The organism is Prochlorococcus marinus str. MIT 9302 (genome assembly GCF_000759975.1).
GTDB classification, from domain to species: Bacteria; Cyanobacteriota; Cyanobacteriia; order PCC-6307; family Cyanobiaceae; genus Prochlorococcus_A; species Prochlorococcus_A marinus_M.
Window position 1 is genome coordinate 281,779 of the sequence record NZ_JNAM01000011.1, and the last position, 15,950, is coordinate 297,728.

Here is a 15,950-nt window from a genome sequence, read left to right on the forward strand (position 1 = left end):
AATAAAAAAGATCAGAAATTTTATAATGACTTAATTAAATTAAAACAGACTAAATATTAAATTATTCATTTCATTTTTTCTTCTTGTTTAATACAAAAAAAATTTTCTTAGTAAATAATGATATCCTAATCAAGATAACTTGAAGATTTCATGAGAGTAAAGCTTGAACCTGATACTGCATTTATTGGTAAAAAATTTGCATACATATTTCTCGGAGTAATATTTAGTCTTAATGCAATAACGTTTATTTGGTTATTTTTGTTCTCAAAATTAAATTAAATTAAATTAATTTTTTTTATATAGATAGGAAATTAATAGAAATATTTATTAAAAAATTCCTGGTATAATTTGCCCTGTTGATACGTAAGCACCCAATAACGCAACGAAACCAACCATAGCCCATCTTCCATTTACTTTTTCTGCATTTTGTGGGTAACTATCGTAAGATACAGATTCATCAATATATGGTCTTGTTTCTGATGGAAACATATTCTGTCTTCCCCCTGATTCTGTTGTAACTCCTGAATTAGACATTTAAAAAAATATAATTATTAATAAACGTAACATAAATATTAATTTTTGTAAATCAAACGGCCGAAAACACTTAGCGATTGGAGCTTATAGGCCAATATGTGTCATTTTTGTTCAAAGAAATTGAATTTTAAAATTTAAAAAATTAATTTTTTAAATCAATTTGCCTGCAAATTACTAATGTAAGCATTTATACTCACAATAAGTAATTTTACTTAGTAGAATAAAATTGCATTTAGGAAGTGCTTAACTGGTTAAAATCAGAAAATCTGAATTTAACTAGGTCGTCATGAGCTTGCCCGTGGGATACTTGCAAGCTCTTTTAATTATAAATAAAGTAAAAAATAACTAGTTAATCTCCTTAAGTATAAAGTCCTCTGCTCATTAACATTAGATACTGTAGAAATTTTATTTTTTTGCTAAAAAGAAAATATACTACTTAAAGCATATGTCTTTAGATTTTATTCTAATTCCTTTTTGTATTTTTATTATTTTATTTCTTTTAAATAGAGAAAATAGAATCTACAAAAAGAATCAAAAAGCTAAGTAATTCCTAACTTTTACCAGAGTATTCAAGGTCAGGGTCGAACAGCTAAATTGATTAGCTATTAAAAATAGATTGTAAGGCTCTCTATTTTGAGTTACTTGTTAATTATAGAAAGTTTGCAAAAAACCTAGGCTAGACTTTTACTTAAAATTAAGTTGCTCCAATATGATCGTGAATTATTAATTTGCTCTAATTTTTGTTGGCAATGTATGCACTTAGATTGGTTTAATAAAGTTTTGTTTTTCATTAATTTCTTCTTTTTTTAAAGAAGCCAGATTATATCTTTTAGTGCAAGTATTAATTAATTATATTTTTATTTATTTGAATGATAAATAACAAAACATATTCTTCTTTAACTATAAATCTCATATTGGTTTATAAATCATTGATATTTTATAATGCAAGAAAAGATAGTACAAATTAAATAAAATCCTTTTGAAACTTTACACGCAATCACTAATAAAAAAAACCATTAATAAAATAATTACTCCTTGGTATTCAATAGAATTAATAGATAGGTGGTTATTAGGTCAAATAATACCTCCTATGTTATTTGCCATTTCCGCTTTTACTGTGATTTCTCTCTCAGTAGGTGTAATGTTTGATTTGATAAGAAAGATAGTTGAGTATGGATTACCTTTATTAAAAGCTATACAGGCTTTAATTTATAGCCTTCCTAGCTTTTTAGTTTTATCATTTCCAATGGCTGTATTATTGTCCACACTATTATCTTATGGGAAGCTATCAGCTAATTCTGAATTATTAGCTTTAAAGTCATTAGGAATTACAACCTCTCGAATAATAGCTCCAGCGATTGCAGTTTCAATATTCATGACAGGATTAACTTTTTATTTCAATGATAATTTAGTTCCCAATAGTAATAAGCTTGCTGAATTTACATTAAGATCAGGAGTAGGAAGTTCTTTTAATAAAGAAAAAGCTAAAAATAACATTATTTTTTCTAGAAAAGGATCAAGAACAGATCCTGACAATAAACCAACGAAAACAAATACATACCTAACTCATATTTTCTACGCTTCTCGGTTTGAAAACAATACTATGAGGGAAGTTACAGTTTTAGACTTTTCTAGAGTAAATATAAAGCAAATTCTTACTGCAAAAAGTGCTGTCTTTGATAAAGATAATTCTTCTTGGGTATTCACAGATGGAAGTATTGTTTCAACTAACTCTATTGGTCAAACAACAAGTATTAACTTCAAGCAATATTTATATCCTTTCGTTGAAGGGCCATTAGATCTTGCAAAAGTCCCAAAAGATGCGAGCGATATGTCTTTAAAAGAAGCTTTAGAGGCTGAAAAGATTTATAAAAAGATAGGAGATCTTAAGCAGATCAGGAAAATTCAAGTGCGAATTCAAGAAAAATTTACTTTACCTTGTGCGTGTTTAGTTTTTGGACTGATAGGTAGTATATTGGGATCTAAATCTAATTTAAGATCTTCAAAAAGTCAGGGTTTTGGATTGAGTGTAATTCTGATATTAATATATTATGTGATGTCATTTATATGCAGTTCTTTTGGCGTTAAGGGATTACTTCCTCCAATAATTGCAGCTTGGTTTCCAGTAGTATTTTCTATTGGTGGGGGATTTTATTTCTTAAGAAAATCAAGTTAAATATAATCTATTTTAGATAATTTAGACTATTTTTATTTAGTGAAAAAATTAGCAAAATTATTTTTGAATTAAAAAATTCCATACTTTTTTAAATCTTATCAATTCTTTTATAACCATACCAATCAGGATTACTAGTTTCTTTAATTAAATTATTCTCTTTAGTTAATATTATTTCCCAATTACCTATTGATTTTATAAGTTTAGAATCATCACATCCAATTAAAATTTTTAGTGAGGCAATATCGTCTTTATGCTTTTTTTTACAGCCTACAAGCCATTTGGATTTTGCTATATTTTTTGCCTCTAATTTATCAGAAGCCACAACCAAACCAAATTCATGTTTTTCTTGCATAGAATTTGGATTATAGCCTCCAATATTGACAAACCATAAATTCTTTTTGGAAGTATTTTCATTAAAATTTTTGTTATTTTTTAATTGCTTATTTTCAATATTTTTTAGATTTATCTTATATCCATCTACGTAATTTATTTTTTTATAGCTATCAACATGTAACCCCTCTAAGATTCCAAACCAATCTCTTCTTAGTTCATCAAATGTATCCTCAATTCTTGATCCCACGACCCATCTAACATCATGTAATTCAACATTAGCCATTTTTGCTCTTCCTCCAAGAACAACCAAAAAAAGATATTTTTTACTAATTGTTCTCACTATTTAAAAATAATATTTCTTGCTTTTAATCTCAAATATTTTATTAGAAAACATAAGGAGATTTTAGGATTAATAACAGCCTTAATATTGATCTTGCAAGTAATTATTAATAAAATCAAAACAATCTTTAACTAAACCAGCCTTTTTTCTTGGTTTTAACTTCTTGAGAAGTGTTAATTTTAGGCGATTCGTCTTTTTTCCCTTTGATAATCATTAAAGGGACTATGGCCCATAGAGCTAAAAATAATATCCAAAATAAATAGATGTTCATTGTTTCTTATGTATATAATTTTATATTAAAAACAATTAAATAATATTTGTGAGTTTCTTTTTAAAGTTCAGATATAAATGTATAATTGGAAATTTTTTATAAAAAAGGATATTTAAAGAATTTCCATTTTTCAAAAATATAAAATTCAAGATTATGATAAGTTGAAATTAAAAAATTTATTAAATGACAATTTAAAAGAATTACACTCTACAAAACAACTGCTTTGAGAAAGATGATGTGGAGTTTTCTACCATAATGACATCATCCGAACTTATTCGTGAATCTATATAATTAAATGAGTTAAAATTCTAAATTTCTTTAGGAAAAGTTCAAATGAATAAAAAATTGTGATTTATTTCATAAGTCAGATAAACTTCATTACTGGGTTAAATACATAATTCATACAAATTGGAATATTCTTTCAAAGCATAATAAATATTTTTGCTGTGAGGCAAGGAATTAATAATGATAAATTATCTACCCAACAAAATTGCAAAACCTAATAAAAAATTATTATCTAAGAATTTTATAAATTTGTATTAAATAAGATATTGACAATTGATGATGATTTTCAAACATGATTTATGAAATTTACCAACAAAAATAACTTTCTTTTTTTATTTTAATTTATCTTTTTAATGAACTTATTTGTATGAGAATTTTGTCTTATTTTGCTAAACCCAACTTTATTATCTATGACGAATGGTTTGATAATGATTTAGAAAATGAGAAATTTGATGTAATAAATAAAAAAATAAAAACTATTTCAAATATACATGAATTTTTTTATGAGAAGTCCAACTTCAAAGTTGGCGGCTCAGAAAATAACTTTCAATTCGATATCAAAGTAAATGAAAGAAAACTATTTAATAATAATTATCTTGGAAATACTTCAGAAAAATTAATTCCAAAATCAAATAAAAAATTTAGATTATTTGAAAAACTTTCTGAAAGCAAACTTAAATTTAATATCACAAAAAAATTAATTTATTCTTTATCAATTTTTAGCTTTACTTTTATTTTTGGATTTCTAATATTTTTTTCGCAATCTAAAAAAAATGAATCAAACATATCAAATAGATTTTCCACTCTAGAAAGAGAATTTTAATTTTCTAAAAGAGATCATTAATTTCCTTTTTTATCGATTTATATTCTGAATTGATATCATTTATAAATTTATCTACCTCAATTTTAATATCTTTATATTCATTTATTTTTTCTTTGCTTTTCTCATAAAAAATTGATTTAAATGTTCCTGGTTTTGCCTCCTCAATCCAATATCCTGCTAAACAATAAATTTGATTTGGCACAAACGTAACAATAAATATTTTTTTAGAATTTTTATATTGATCAATTATCTTATTAGCTAAAGCCCCTTTTGTTTTATTAGTACCTAATAAAGTAATATCTCTTGCAAAAGGCTTAAACTTCTTTGATAAATTTTTACTTTTTTCTACTGAATTTCTAGAAATTGTTTTTTCAAGAGAATAACAATAATCGAAAAAATTAGTGTTTTCTTTTTTTGAAGGATAAATAGTTATTAAGGAAATAAAAAGTAAAAAAGAAGTTAAAAGTAATTTCTTAAACATTTTTAATTTAAGTTAAATTAATTATTGCATAAAAATAAAAAGAAAATTTATAAATTACTATATATTCCCTATAGAAGATTCTCATTAATTAAAAAGAATAATATGAATTTAGCTAATTATTTTTGAAACAATTTCAAAAGTATTTCTGACTAATTTAGTATTTATCTTTGAAATGAAATTTTTTCTTATAATAAAATCATGAAAAATTCATTTTTTAAAAATAAAAGTATCAAATCTTTTTTAGATTTTTTTTCAAGAGTATCAATTTCAGCAATATTTATCTCAGCTATACCAGGCAAAATAAATGGTTTCGAAAGAACAGTTGAATATATTTCTTCAAAGGGTATTCCTGATCCAGTTTCATCTATTCTTCTAGTTGGTGCGATTATATGTCTTATCTTGGGTTCGGGATTTTTTATATTTGGAGAAAATCAAAAAATCGGTTCAGTTTTTTTGTTACTCTTTCTTATTCCAACAACAATAATTTTTCATGTTTTCCCTTTCCATCAAAGAGCTGTATTTATGAATCTCGCATTGATAGGTGGATTAATTATTACTGCAGTAAGAGAACCAATATAAGTAACTTAACTCTATAAACCTAAATATTTTTTTACTTTTTATATCTTAACTCTGGGAAGCAATTAGCAATATTAATTAATTCATAAACCTCAGTACTATCATATTTTTTATTAGGAACTCCGCTACCTACTTCTATTCCAATAGCTTTCATTTTCTTTAAGATTAATTTTTGTCTTTCACTACTAGACATAGACTTAAATCTTTTTATTCGTGCTTCTTTATTCACTAGATCTTTATTTGATTAAATTTTTATGTGAAAAAAATATCATTTAACGATTCATTATATAAGTAAGGAAACCAGTAAATGTAAGTAATTTAAATCCTATAAAAAAAGGCAAATATTTTTTTACCTTTTTGCCAGCGGGTAATAATTTGTTTAATGAATTCACTATTGTTTGCATCACAATTTTGATAATTTTGAACATCCTAGCTAATTTTTTTTAAAACTATCACATTTACTATTTGTACTTTTGAAATAGTAGATCTACACTTGGAGTGATACCTCTCCTATTTTTTATGAATGATAAAGAAACAATAATTTCATTATTAAATGATTTTGCTGATCCAAAAAAAATGGCTTCATTTTTTGTTAAGAATGCAACTTCAGATTTTCTATTCATAAGACCAAGTGGCAATCCTATAAATGCAGAAGGATTTGAAAAAATGATTTCTGGTGATGTAGTTCAAGAAAAAGCAGAAATAACCAAAATTCACCGATTAGAATTTTTAAGTGAAAATATAGTAATGTGCATTTTTACATTAGGTTCAAAATTTACTTATAAAGGAGAGCCTAACGATGACTTGCCAACAGTTACTTCTATTTTTAAAAAAGTGGATAATATTTGGAAAATCTATTGGATGCAAAGATCTACAGGAAATTCAGATTTATCTTTATGGGATTAGCAAAGTTAATAGCCCTATTAGTGGTCATACTACTTGTAGGTAGCTCTTTTATTGGTTTAATTATCTATTTTATAAAATAAAATACATAAAAAATAATGAATTCCTTGTATTTATTTCTTTTCTTCAGAAAAAATAATTAGTTTTTTTAAGTAATTTGATTTTCAGGTAAAAATATAAACTTTAGAAAGACTAACACCTATATCTAAAGCTAATAAAGCAATTAGTAACTTTCTCATTTTTTATAACTCTCAACTATTTTTTTGTAAAGTTCTTCAGAAATAGGTTGCATTGCGCATGGAAATTCTGATTATAAATTAGTTATTTTTAGATTAGTTTCTCGTTACGAAATATACGAATATATATTTTTATAAATAGGCAAAAAATATCATGATAATAAGTTTTTCTTATAAGTTAATCAATACTTAGTAAAAAAAATTTCAATAAATTCATAAATTTTTTTAAAAAGAATTTTATGAGTAATAAAATTACATAGCTTTTTTAAGCTTAATTTCTATTCTAATCAATAAAACAACAACACCTATATATTAATTTAGAAAAAAGTCTAAGGGTATTAATAAGAGAAATCTCTAAGTTACTTAATAGAAATAATTTTGATGTGACAATTTTTAAAGACCGCTAATATTAAATTACTTATTAGATAGATTTATTGAGAATGCATTGATTATCTTTTTCTCTTTTCCAAAAGTCCTTATTTATGAGATTCCTTTTTTGGTAATCTAAAGCATTTAATCTCTTGTCAAGTATGGTAAAAGGAGAATTAATAAATTGCATATCACCTCTTAAATAAATGTTTATTAGATATCTAAAAAGAAATTAAAAAACTTATTTCAAATAACTAGATCCTCTATAAGTAAGCTTTATTGCCTTTTCTTCTTCTTTTCTACAATATACGAATGACTTTCCATTGAAATACATGTTTACCATGATGCAGCTCCTGAATTTGCTCAAGTCCCCGTCCTATGGCTTAAGTCTTACTGCGGTCTATCAAATGGTAGATCGGACGATTTTTGTAGAATTAACTACATTTTATTTATAAAGTATTTATACTCAGCTGTCAACTTTTAAATGAAACTAAACTTCAATTTAAACTTGGATTCTTCTCTAATAAGCTCCATAAAAAGAATAAAGAACATATCACTAAGAGTAACTTCTATATAATCAAATAAATGCTAGAACGACAAAAATAGGGCAATGTAGAAATCCTACTTTTCCAATATAAATTTCAATTGAGTCTCTTTACTGAGAATATCAAAACTTCTCTTAAATAATTTCTAAAATTTAATTATTTTTTTCAAAATTAAACCTTCTTTATTGAACAACAATCTTATTCCAAGAATGAATGCATCAATGAGAAAATACTGCATCTTTTGATATGAATAAAGTCTCATAACATATGTATACAATAAATAACACCAAATATATTCTTAGAAATTCTTGTTCTAATTAACCTATAAAGGCTTTATCAGAATCAAGAATAGTAACTATTGATCTAGCCACCTTGCGGTACCATTTTTCTTTTGCTAAAAAATTAAAGCGGGCTAAAGTCCAATACTCCACGAGGATTTAGTCCGCAACCTAAACCCTTAAGGTGCAAATCTTTCTAAATCAATATCAATCTATGTTTTTTTTGTTATGAATATCTTGATTGCTTAATTAATTTATTTTATATATTGCTATTACAAAATTTATGAGGTTATTTAGATTAGTTACTAAATCCTCGTGAAGAAAGCTTTAGCTAACTTTTTTTACTGGCTACTAATAAGATCAGCCGAATCACATTACGGCGGATCATTTGTATCAGTAGAAGTTACATTTAATTAAATCAAAAGTTTTTTCGTAATTTTAAAAAGTTGTTTATTTGAAGGTTTTAAGATTTAAATTCATAGCTTACTAAACATTGAATAACTTATTTAATTTAAGTTAGTTAATTATCTCTATTGCAAATAAATGTGAGGTTGTTACTGTAGCACTTAAAGAGGATAGTTAATTTCTTAAACTGATGCAATTTAATCATTTTAATTACAACCAAGATGATGGCCTCATGTCAATAGAGGATTTAAGGGCTTTACGTCTTCAAAAACAGAAAATTGAAAGTAATAAAAAAGCCAGAAAATATATCCTAGAGATAAATCAAAGATATAGAAAAATGAGTACCCACAAAAGTAATGACTTTTTTAGGAAAATGAACCCTTTTAAAAAGGCCGCTTAAATTTTGAATCTTAATTTTGTTAATTTTTTTAAATTTGCATCTTTCAGAGTAAAATTTTAATGGTGTTTCTTTGGAAGAGTTTCACCAAGAGGGGTCAATTTTTGGCCCCTTCTTCCCTAAGATATTTTTTAATTGAAAGTAAAAGTGATGAAAAATCTTTTTATTTCAAGGTAGTTATTCCCACTTTATACAAAACCTATATTTTTATCTAAATAGCTGATATAAAAAAAGAAAAGTTTTGGCTAATTAGCCATATTCCTAAATTTAAAAACTTGTTTTTCAAAAATCATAAAATCTCATTAACTTTTTTTAATGACTTGCCCTACTAGTTGGTAATTCTACTAAAAGATCAAACTAAGCTTTTATGTGTCAATATTTGTGCAGAACATTATTAAGGAATAGCTATCTCTCTTAATAAATGTTGGAGATAAGAAATCAAGAATACAAAATTCGAGTATTTTCTAAAAAAGAATTTGAACTAGTAAAAATGCAAGAGCGGCAAAAGTAGTAATAAAATTAATCTTTGGTAAATTTTGATGCTGAATATTTAATTTATGCAGCTAATATATATTCATTAAATTAATTAATAAATGAATTCTGGATTCTCAAAAGTATCAAATTTAAAAGTTAACAGAGCTTCTAAAATAGCTATTACTCTCACATCATCAACTTTCTTCCTCTACGCACTGGGTCAAGCACCAATTTTTAAAAATATTATTGCAGGTGCCTTCTCTTGTTCTAGCTAAATAATATGCTGATTTATAAAAGAAGCTAAAAAGCCAAGATAGACAGTGATCAACAGTTTATCTAAACTTATAGGGATAAACGCTTTTTTTTAATGTTTAATAGTTTTATTGCTGAAAAGATAATCACTCTTATCAGCTGATGAATATCTCCCCACATCTATTAATTGATGCTGTGATACTAAGCACTGCCCTTACAATAACTTTAGTATTAAGAGCTAAAGGTAATAATTCTAGAAAAGAAAAAGGAAGTAAATGATTACTAAAAAAAGAAGAGCAAGAATTTAGAAAAAACAAATTATTTAAATTTTGGGATTTTCTTATTTATTGAAGTTCTATTTCAATTGGAGTTTTCTAAGTTTATTTATATTCCTCTTATATCTTTATTAATAAATAACGCACATGTATGGCATAGCAATTAACTATGTGATTCCTACTCTTTTATTGCTTAGTGGGTTTGCATACATTACTTTTAAAATGAAACGCTAATTTAATTTTTATGTCCTATAAAATGAAAGATTTCCTGGATAAATTTTTTGATTTATGTAGAGAATATCAACAAGACATTCCACCTCAAAAGATGGCTGAAGTTTTAAGAGAATACGCAGATAGAATAGATGGATAAAAAATACTGCCTGATCTGATACTAGGAATAAAATAGTTAACTTCGAATATCTAGATAATATTGGATTAATTGCAAATCAAAACTGAAATCTTTTGAATATGCAGACACTGATTCAGAAGAATGGGGAATTATCAAATCAACAACAGCCTCAGAATAAAAGTTCTATATTAATAAATACTTAATAGCAAAGGATGCTATCTGCTTTGATTGACTCATCAACTAGTACATCGAGCATTGCAAACTCTGCTTTATATCCTTCTAATAGACTCTCATCATATCCTCTTGATTTAGCTGATAGTCCTGAGACATATATGGTAACGTTTGAATTCTTTAAATTTTCAAGATGTTCATATAAATCTCCAGTACCTTGACCAACTATTTCCCCAGCTTTTTTGCAATTTAATGCTTCTACTCCGTCTCCCGCCAGAAAAAGAGTTACTTTATGATCGTTTTTTTCTGCTGTAAGGGCAACTAATAAACCTAAAGTTAATTTGTTTTTGCATTCCAAACCACTAAAAATATGAACTAGTACTGTATTGTCAGTAATGATAGACATTTAATTCTCCCTAAAATTTATTTATTTAATCTTAAAAAAATCTATTTTCATTAGCTGCATTTTTTTTGAAACGCTTAACACTGACTCATAAATTACAAAATTTAAAAAATATTTAAAAAATTAGATCCTTTAGAAGAGAGGGTTATTTATATTGAAGTTAAAGGAGCTGATAATGGCTTTAATTCCAAGGAAAGAGAATCCTTCGATAAAGATGCATCATTAAATTGGCCGGAATTTATTAATGAAAGAATTCAATTAATAAAATTCTTGCGAAGGATTTTTATCAGTTTATGCGTTAATAAGTTAAACACATTAAATACTTTTTATGAAAAAATTTTCATTGTTAATTTTATTACTAACCTTTTTTATTGCATTACCTTCTTATTCCAAGCCAACCAATGAGAAGAATAACTTTATGAAGATGCGCAGGCGTTTTGAAAAGATTGATAAAAATAGTGATGGACTTATTTCTAAAGAGGAAATGATGGAAGCTCACCAAGATCGCATAGATAAACTATTTTTGAAATTTGATAAGAATGGTGATAATAAATTATCAAAAAAAGAATTAGCCGCAGTAAGGCAAGAAATGAAAAAAAAGATAAAAAAAGTAAGGAATGAAGGGGAGTAAAGAATGTCTAAGGACCTCAGTTCCTATATGCTTAAAACGGCCGAGGGTGATAAGGATTCTTTCCGATTCATTGCAAATGCTTTGGGATACAAAATGCATGCAACAGCAATTAAAATATTGGGCTCATCGCATATTGCTGATGCGGATGATGTCGTACAAATTTCTTTAATTAAAGTTTGGCAATCAGCTCCTCGCTGGAAAAACAAAGGAAGTATCGAAGGATATATTTACAAAATAGTTTTTTCGTCTTGTATGGATTTTATTAGAAAATATAAAATTACTGACGAATTTAAAGATAATTATTCCAACCTAGAAATTACAAAAAACGACAATTACAGGACATATGAATTAAGAAAAATGCTCTTAAAAAATATTCAAAAACTTCCTAAAGATCAGAAAGAAGCTATTTTGCTACATTATTTTTCTGGATACAAACAAAAGGAAGTTTCTAATCTTATAAAAAAAAGCAACAAGGCAACTGAAAGCCTTATTATTCGTGCTCGCAAAAAGTTAAAAACTATTTTGCCAAAGGATATTCTGGAGGAATTATTGCATGTCTAAATTAAAAAAGGAACGTCTTAATCAAATGATTGAGAATGCACTTTCTTATAAACAAGAAGTAAAAACAATTAAATCGAATTGTTTTCATGGCAGGCTTAAAGGCTTAATTATTAAACCAAAAGTTTATGGATTAACTTTTGCCTTATTGATTATTTCTTGCGTTTTTATTCCTCAAATAGTGATATCAAGAAATTTTTTGGATATTAATGAAATTAATGATTATGTGACTTATGTAATTATTGAGGATTTGTAGACTAAATTTTATAAGTCAGGTTTTGATTGGGGATCTCCATCAAAACATTCAAATAACGAAAAATAAAAAAGGGGCTTAATAAGCCCCAAAAAAACTCAAAAAGAAATTTTTTAGAAGATACCTGGCACAATTTGACCAGTAAAATAGTATGCTCCAACTAGAGCAAATATTCCAAGCATTGCAGCTTTACCGTTAAGCTTTTCAGCTTTTTCAGTCATGAATTTTTTAGCGAATTCCATAATAAGTAAATTGGATTTAATATCTATAAATTATTCATTGGAATTTTCAAATGATGTAGTATTTTCTACCAAATTGGTATCTTTAAAAGATAAATCGTTAATGGATTTTTACTAATTTAGAAGATATTTGATTTCAATTTGGATCTGATTAATGTAAATCTATTAATGACATTGATGTCTTAATTAGTAATGAAAAAAGGGAACTTCTTCTACTTGTTCTGGCCTATAGTCGCATATACCAAATTGCATACACTCCAGTTTTTCATCACTTAACTTCTTTTCTGACGAAATGGCATCCCAAAAAGGTGTAAAAGCATTCTTTATCATATGTTTATAAGTATTTCCGCAAGACATATAATTAACCTCCTTTATTGAAATTATTAACCCACTACTGCTCATTTATGCAATAGGGATTACTATGTGAGTTAACGCAAAAAAATGTTTTTGCGTAGATGAGCTCTCATACCTTGTTGATAAAAATTTTGTGTCATAAAAACGCCCAAATAAATTAATTAAACATTCAATATAAGAAGCTCTAATCCTAGGTTGGTGATTTGAGTAACCTCTTTGGGCTAATAATTATTTAGTATCTCTTACATAGAAAAATCAAGAGGGTAATACCTAAAAAATAAGAGGGCATTTTTTCTCCCTCTTCAAGCCATATACTCCTCAATGTCTACAAAGTCGATGAAGTACTTTTGACTCCTGAATAATGACTAATCCAATTGAATAGGTTAAAGATAGTCGTGACAACCACAATGCATTTATACTCGGGTAATAATACTCTATTAATTTCAAGTCAAAAGGAGGATAATTAAGAAGTAGAGATAAAGGAGGTTTTATGAAACTCACTACTCCGTTCACAGCTCTCAGAAATGCAACTTCAGACATGTGGAGTATGCATGATTTTAATTATCAATTACCCAAAAAAGAATTAAAAAAATATTGGGATCAAGAATGCATAGCGCATCCTACTAATAGTCATTGCAAAATTTATTGTGATTAATATTCGATCTATTTTAAGTATTCTTTCCCTTGATTTTCATATTTAATCCGTACTAAAGCTCAGTTATTAAAAAAGGAGGAAAAGTAAATGAGTAATTTAAGTTTAGAGATTATTTTTTGGACAATCTTAATTGTATATCTTGGATTAAGGTTTAATCAAACTTGGAATGGCTATAAACAACAATATTAATAGGAGGGCAAAATGAAATTAAAAACGCAATTCACTGTTCCTAACAAAGATTTGAGAGATCTTGATTACTTAAGGAAAATGCAAACTTTAGAAAAAACTCTAAAACAAAGTTGTATAGATAATCCATCTTAGGAAGATTGTTTAGTTTGTTGCAACTAAGTATCAATAAATAATTATTTTCTGCAAATAAATTCTTGTCGTATTTGTTAATCCACTAGCAGAGAGGTTGAATTATGAAATTAAAATTCTGCCCAATAACTATTTTCAGAGAAACTCCCAAAGTAACTTTTTTTGATGCAGGCATAGAGTTAACTAATAGTTGTGATGTAGTTATGCATTCAGAAGAGGCTATATCCCCTCCAGATGAATTTGAGTATGAACAGTACTATGTGCACAATCATCAAATTGATCACAATTTAGTTATTACTGGTGAGCGGAAATTTATTTTGATAAATCCAACTTGGGACGAGCCACATCATGTGATTTATCTAAAAAGATCTATGGGAGCACTTGAAATTCCTATTGGAACTTATCACAGGTCAATCTCTGGAAATGAAGGGAGCATTGTTTTAAATCAACCTATCAGAGATAAATTTTTTGATCCAAAAAAAGAATTTATTCCTCAAAAACTAAACAAATTAAGCCTTATTAAGGCTAGAAAAAGTCCTCCCGTTTATTGGATTTGGGAAAATGATCAAATCAAAAGATTAATGTTTAATCCTTTAGTTAAAAAAACTGCTAATTCAAATTGATATTAAAACTCAAACTCACTTCACACTTAATTTAAAGAGGACCTTAATTATGAAAAAAAGAGTTATTGTTCTTGATACAAATGTTTTATTACATGATCCCGAGTCACCTCTGCATTTTGCCAATGAAAATATTGTAATTCCAATTCAGGTAGTTGAAGAGGTTGATAGATTCAAAAGGGATCCTGGCGAGAAGGGACGTAATGCTAGAAGAGTTTCAAGATTATTAGATAGTCTCCGAGAAAAAGGTAATCTATCATCGGGCGTAAAAATTAATAATAAATCTGAGGGGACAATCAAAGTTGCATTTTGCAGAAAAGAGACTACTGATAGATTACCCTCAGAGCTTAGTGACAGTAGTGGAGATAATAAGATTTTAGCTGTCGCTCTTGAAGAAAAAAATACCAAAATCTTATCAGACTTTCCTGAAGTCGTAATTATTTCAAAAGATACAAATTTAAGAATCAAAGCGGATGCTGTTGGTCTTAAAGCTGAAGATTATAATAAAGACAAGGTTTCTTTAGATAATTTAGATAAGGGTTTCAGGGAAATCAGTTCAAATTCAGATGAGATAAATAAGGTTCAAAAAGATGGGTTTATTTATTTAAAAGATATTAAATCAAAATTTGAACCATCTTTAGTGAGTAATGAGGGTGTAATCTTGCGAGATAATTTAAAAGAGAATCATACTTACTTAACAAGATATGATCGATCTGAGAAAAAGTTAGTAGGTCTAAATTTTTTAAGAAGATCAAATTTAGGCAAAGTAAAACCTAAGAATCTTGAACAAAGTTTTGCTTTAGATTTACTCCTAGATCCAAAAGTTCAATTAGTAAGTCTTGTAGGAAAAGCTGGGACAGGTAAAACTTTACTTGCTTTGGCAGTAGGATTACATCAAGTTGCAGACGAAAATTTATACGAAAGATTATTAGTATCTAGACCACCAATAACTTTGGGCAAAGAATTAGGCTATCTCCCAGGTAGTCTTGATGAAAAATTAGCTCCTTGGATGAAGCCAATAATTGATAATTTAGATTATTTAACAAGTCCAAATTCAAATAAAAATGGAGCAAGAGTTAATCAAAAAGAAAGAGATATTAACTCTAAAAATTCATGGGAAGACTTAAGAGGCATGGGTCTCTTGGAAGTAGAGGCAATAAACTACATTAGAGGAAGATCAATCCCACATCAATTTATTCTTATTGATGAAGCCCAAAATTTAACCCCTTTAGAAGTAAAAACTATCGTTACGAGAGCTGGAGAAGGAACAAAAATTGTTTTTACAGGAGATCCAAATCAAATAGATCATCCATATCTTGATTCTGATAGTAACGGATTGACTTGGTTAGCTAAAAAATTGCATGGTCAAACAATAATTGGACACATAACTTTATCTCAAGGAGAAAGAAGTGATTTAGCAGAATTAGCGGCTGATCTTTTATAGAA

At 27.1% G+C, this 15,950-nt stretch carries 19 protein-coding genes; 12 read left to right on the plus strand and 7 right to left on the minus strand.

The window, feature by feature from the left end:
* Positions 1 to 327: 327 nt before the first annotated feature.
* On the minus strand, positions 328 to 534 hold the full coding sequence (locus EU96_RS01345) for a high light inducible protein (protein WP_032527316.1): 207 nt from the start codon (positions 532 to 534) through the stop codon (positions 328 to 330).
* Positions 535 to 1,513: 979 nt separating this feature from the next.
* Here EU96_RS01345 and EU96_RS01340 point away from each other — a divergent pair.
* Entirely contained in the window at positions 1,514 to 2,710 is a 1,197-nt protein-coding gene (locus EU96_RS01340) for an LptF/LptG family permease (RefSeq protein WP_032527317.1), read from the plus strand.
* An 88-nt stretch (positions 2,711 to 2,798) separates the two neighbouring features.
* On the opposite strand, the gene EU96_RS01335 is transcribed toward EU96_RS01340, so the two are convergent.
* Positions 2,799 to 3,383, minus strand: coding sequence for a DUF1543 domain-containing protein (locus EU96_RS01335; protein WP_342666116.1), 585 nt, complete (start codon positions 3,381 to 3,383; stop codon positions 2,799 to 2,801).
* Positions 3,384 to 4,315: 932 nt separating this feature from the next.
* Here EU96_RS01335 and EU96_RS01330 point away from each other — a divergent pair.
* A complete protein-coding gene (locus EU96_RS01330) occupies positions 4,316 to 4,762 on the plus strand; it encodes a hypothetical protein (protein ID WP_193741364.1) in 447 nt (148 codons plus the stop codon).
* 4 nt (positions 4,763 to 4,766) lie between these two features.
* Here the strand turns inward: EU96_RS01330 and EU96_RS01325 are convergent, their stop codons facing one another.
* Positions 4,767 to 5,243: a hypothetical protein gene (locus tag EU96_RS01325; protein WP_032527319.1), complete on the minus strand. Its 477-nt coding sequence runs from the start codon at positions 5,241 to 5,243 to the stop codon at positions 4,767 to 4,769.
* A gap of 198 nt (positions 5,244 to 5,441) precedes the next feature.
* Between EU96_RS01325 and EU96_RS01320 the strand changes: the two genes are divergently transcribed.
* A complete protein-coding gene (locus tag EU96_RS01320; protein ID WP_052044282.1) occupies positions 5,442 to 5,822 on the plus strand; it encodes a DoxX family protein in 381 nt (126 codons plus the stop codon).
* 31 nt (positions 5,823 to 5,853) lie between these two features.
* On the opposite strand, the gene EU96_RS09965 is transcribed toward EU96_RS01320, so the two are convergent.
* Positions 5,854 to 6,048 carry a hypothetical protein gene (locus tag EU96_RS09965; RefSeq protein ID WP_032527320.1) on the minus strand — a complete coding sequence of 65 codons (195 nt, stop codon included), beginning with the start codon at positions 6,046 to 6,048 and terminating at the stop codon, positions 5,854 to 5,856.
* Between the two features lie 290 nt (positions 6,049 to 6,338).
* Here EU96_RS09965 and EU96_RS01310 point away from each other — a divergent pair, with 290 nt between their 5' ends.
* From EU96_RS01310 to EU96_RS10440, 3 genes are all read left to right on the plus strand, one after another.
* A complete protein-coding gene (locus EU96_RS01310; protein WP_032527321.1) occupies positions 6,339 to 6,725 on the plus strand; it encodes a DUF3804 family protein in 387 nt (128 codons plus the stop codon).
* Positions 6,726 to 8,745: 2,020 nt separating this feature from the next.
* Positions 8,746 to 8,955 (plus strand): hypothetical protein, encoded by a 210-nt coding sequence (locus EU96_RS01305; protein WP_032527322.1) that lies wholly within the window; start codon positions 8,746 to 8,748, stop codon positions 8,953 to 8,955.
* Positions 8,956 to 9,545: 590 nt separating this feature from the next.
* Positions 9,546 to 9,701, plus strand: coding sequence for a hypothetical protein (locus EU96_RS10440; RefSeq protein ID WP_193741365.1), 156 nt, complete (start codon positions 9,546 to 9,548; stop codon positions 9,699 to 9,701).
* A gap of 800 nt (positions 9,702 to 10,501) precedes the next feature.
* Here the strand turns inward: EU96_RS10440 and EU96_RS01300 are convergent.
* A complete protein-coding gene (locus tag EU96_RS01300; RefSeq protein ID WP_032527323.1) occupies positions 10,502 to 10,879 on the minus strand; it encodes a DsrE family protein in 378 nt (125 codons plus the stop codon).
* A gap of 421 nt (positions 10,880 to 11,300) precedes the next feature.
* On the opposite strand from EU96_RS01300, the gene EU96_RS0109430 reads away from it, so the two are divergent.
* Genes EU96_RS0109430 through EU96_RS01295 form a run of 3 tightly spaced genes read left to right on the plus strand, consistent with a single transcriptional unit; the run spans position 11,301 to position 12,321 of the window.
* The gene (locus EU96_RS0109430; protein WP_193741366.1) at positions 11,301 to 11,507 is read left to right on the plus strand and encodes a hypothetical protein; all 207 of its coding nucleotides are present in this window, start codon (positions 11,301 to 11,303) and stop codon (positions 11,505 to 11,507) included.
* A 3-nt stretch (positions 11,508 to 11,510) separates the two neighbouring features.
* Entirely contained in the window at positions 11,511 to 12,068 is a 558-nt protein-coding gene (locus EU96_RS09680; protein ID WP_080735252.1) for an RNA polymerase sigma factor, read from the plus strand.
* Positions 12,061 to 12,321, plus strand: a complete 261-nt coding sequence (locus EU96_RS01295; protein WP_032527326.1) for a hypothetical protein — start codon at positions 12,061 to 12,063, stop codon at positions 12,319 to 12,321. The genes EU96_RS09680 and EU96_RS01295 overlap by 8 nt, the downstream gene beginning before the upstream one ends.
* A 110-nt stretch (positions 12,322 to 12,431) precedes the next feature.
* Here EU96_RS01295 and EU96_RS01290 read toward each other — a convergent pair whose 3' ends face one another.
* Entirely contained in the window at positions 12,432 to 12,539 is a 108-nt protein-coding gene (locus EU96_RS01290; RefSeq protein WP_193741374.1) for a high light inducible protein, read from the minus strand.
* Positions 12,540 to 12,743: 204 nt separating this feature from the next.
* Complete coding sequence (locus EU96_RS10445) at positions 12,744 to 12,959, minus strand: hypothetical protein (RefSeq protein ID WP_193741376.1); 216 nt, start codon at positions 12,957 to 12,959, stop codon at positions 12,744 to 12,746.
* Positions 12,960 to 13,401: 442 nt separating this feature from the next.
* On the opposite strand from EU96_RS10445, the gene EU96_RS10450 reads away from it, so the two are divergent.
* From EU96_RS10450 to EU96_RS01280, 3 genes are all read left to right on the plus strand, one after another.
* On the plus strand, positions 13,402 to 13,566 hold the full coding sequence (locus tag EU96_RS10450) for a hypothetical protein (protein ID WP_193741367.1): 165 nt from the start codon (positions 13,402 to 13,404) through the stop codon (positions 13,564 to 13,566).
* A 422-nt stretch (positions 13,567 to 13,988) separates the two neighbouring features.
* Positions 13,989 to 14,507 (plus strand): hemagglutinin, encoded by a 519-nt coding sequence (locus EU96_RS01285; RefSeq protein ID WP_032527329.1) that lies wholly within the window; start codon positions 13,989 to 13,991, stop codon positions 14,505 to 14,507.
* Between the two features lie 49 nt (positions 14,508 to 14,556).
* Positions 14,557 to 15,948, plus strand: coding sequence for a PhoH family protein (locus tag EU96_RS01280; RefSeq protein WP_032527331.1), 1,392 nt, complete (start codon positions 14,557 to 14,559; stop codon positions 15,946 to 15,948).
* The last annotated feature ends 2 nt before the right edge of the window (positions 15,949 to 15,950 follow it).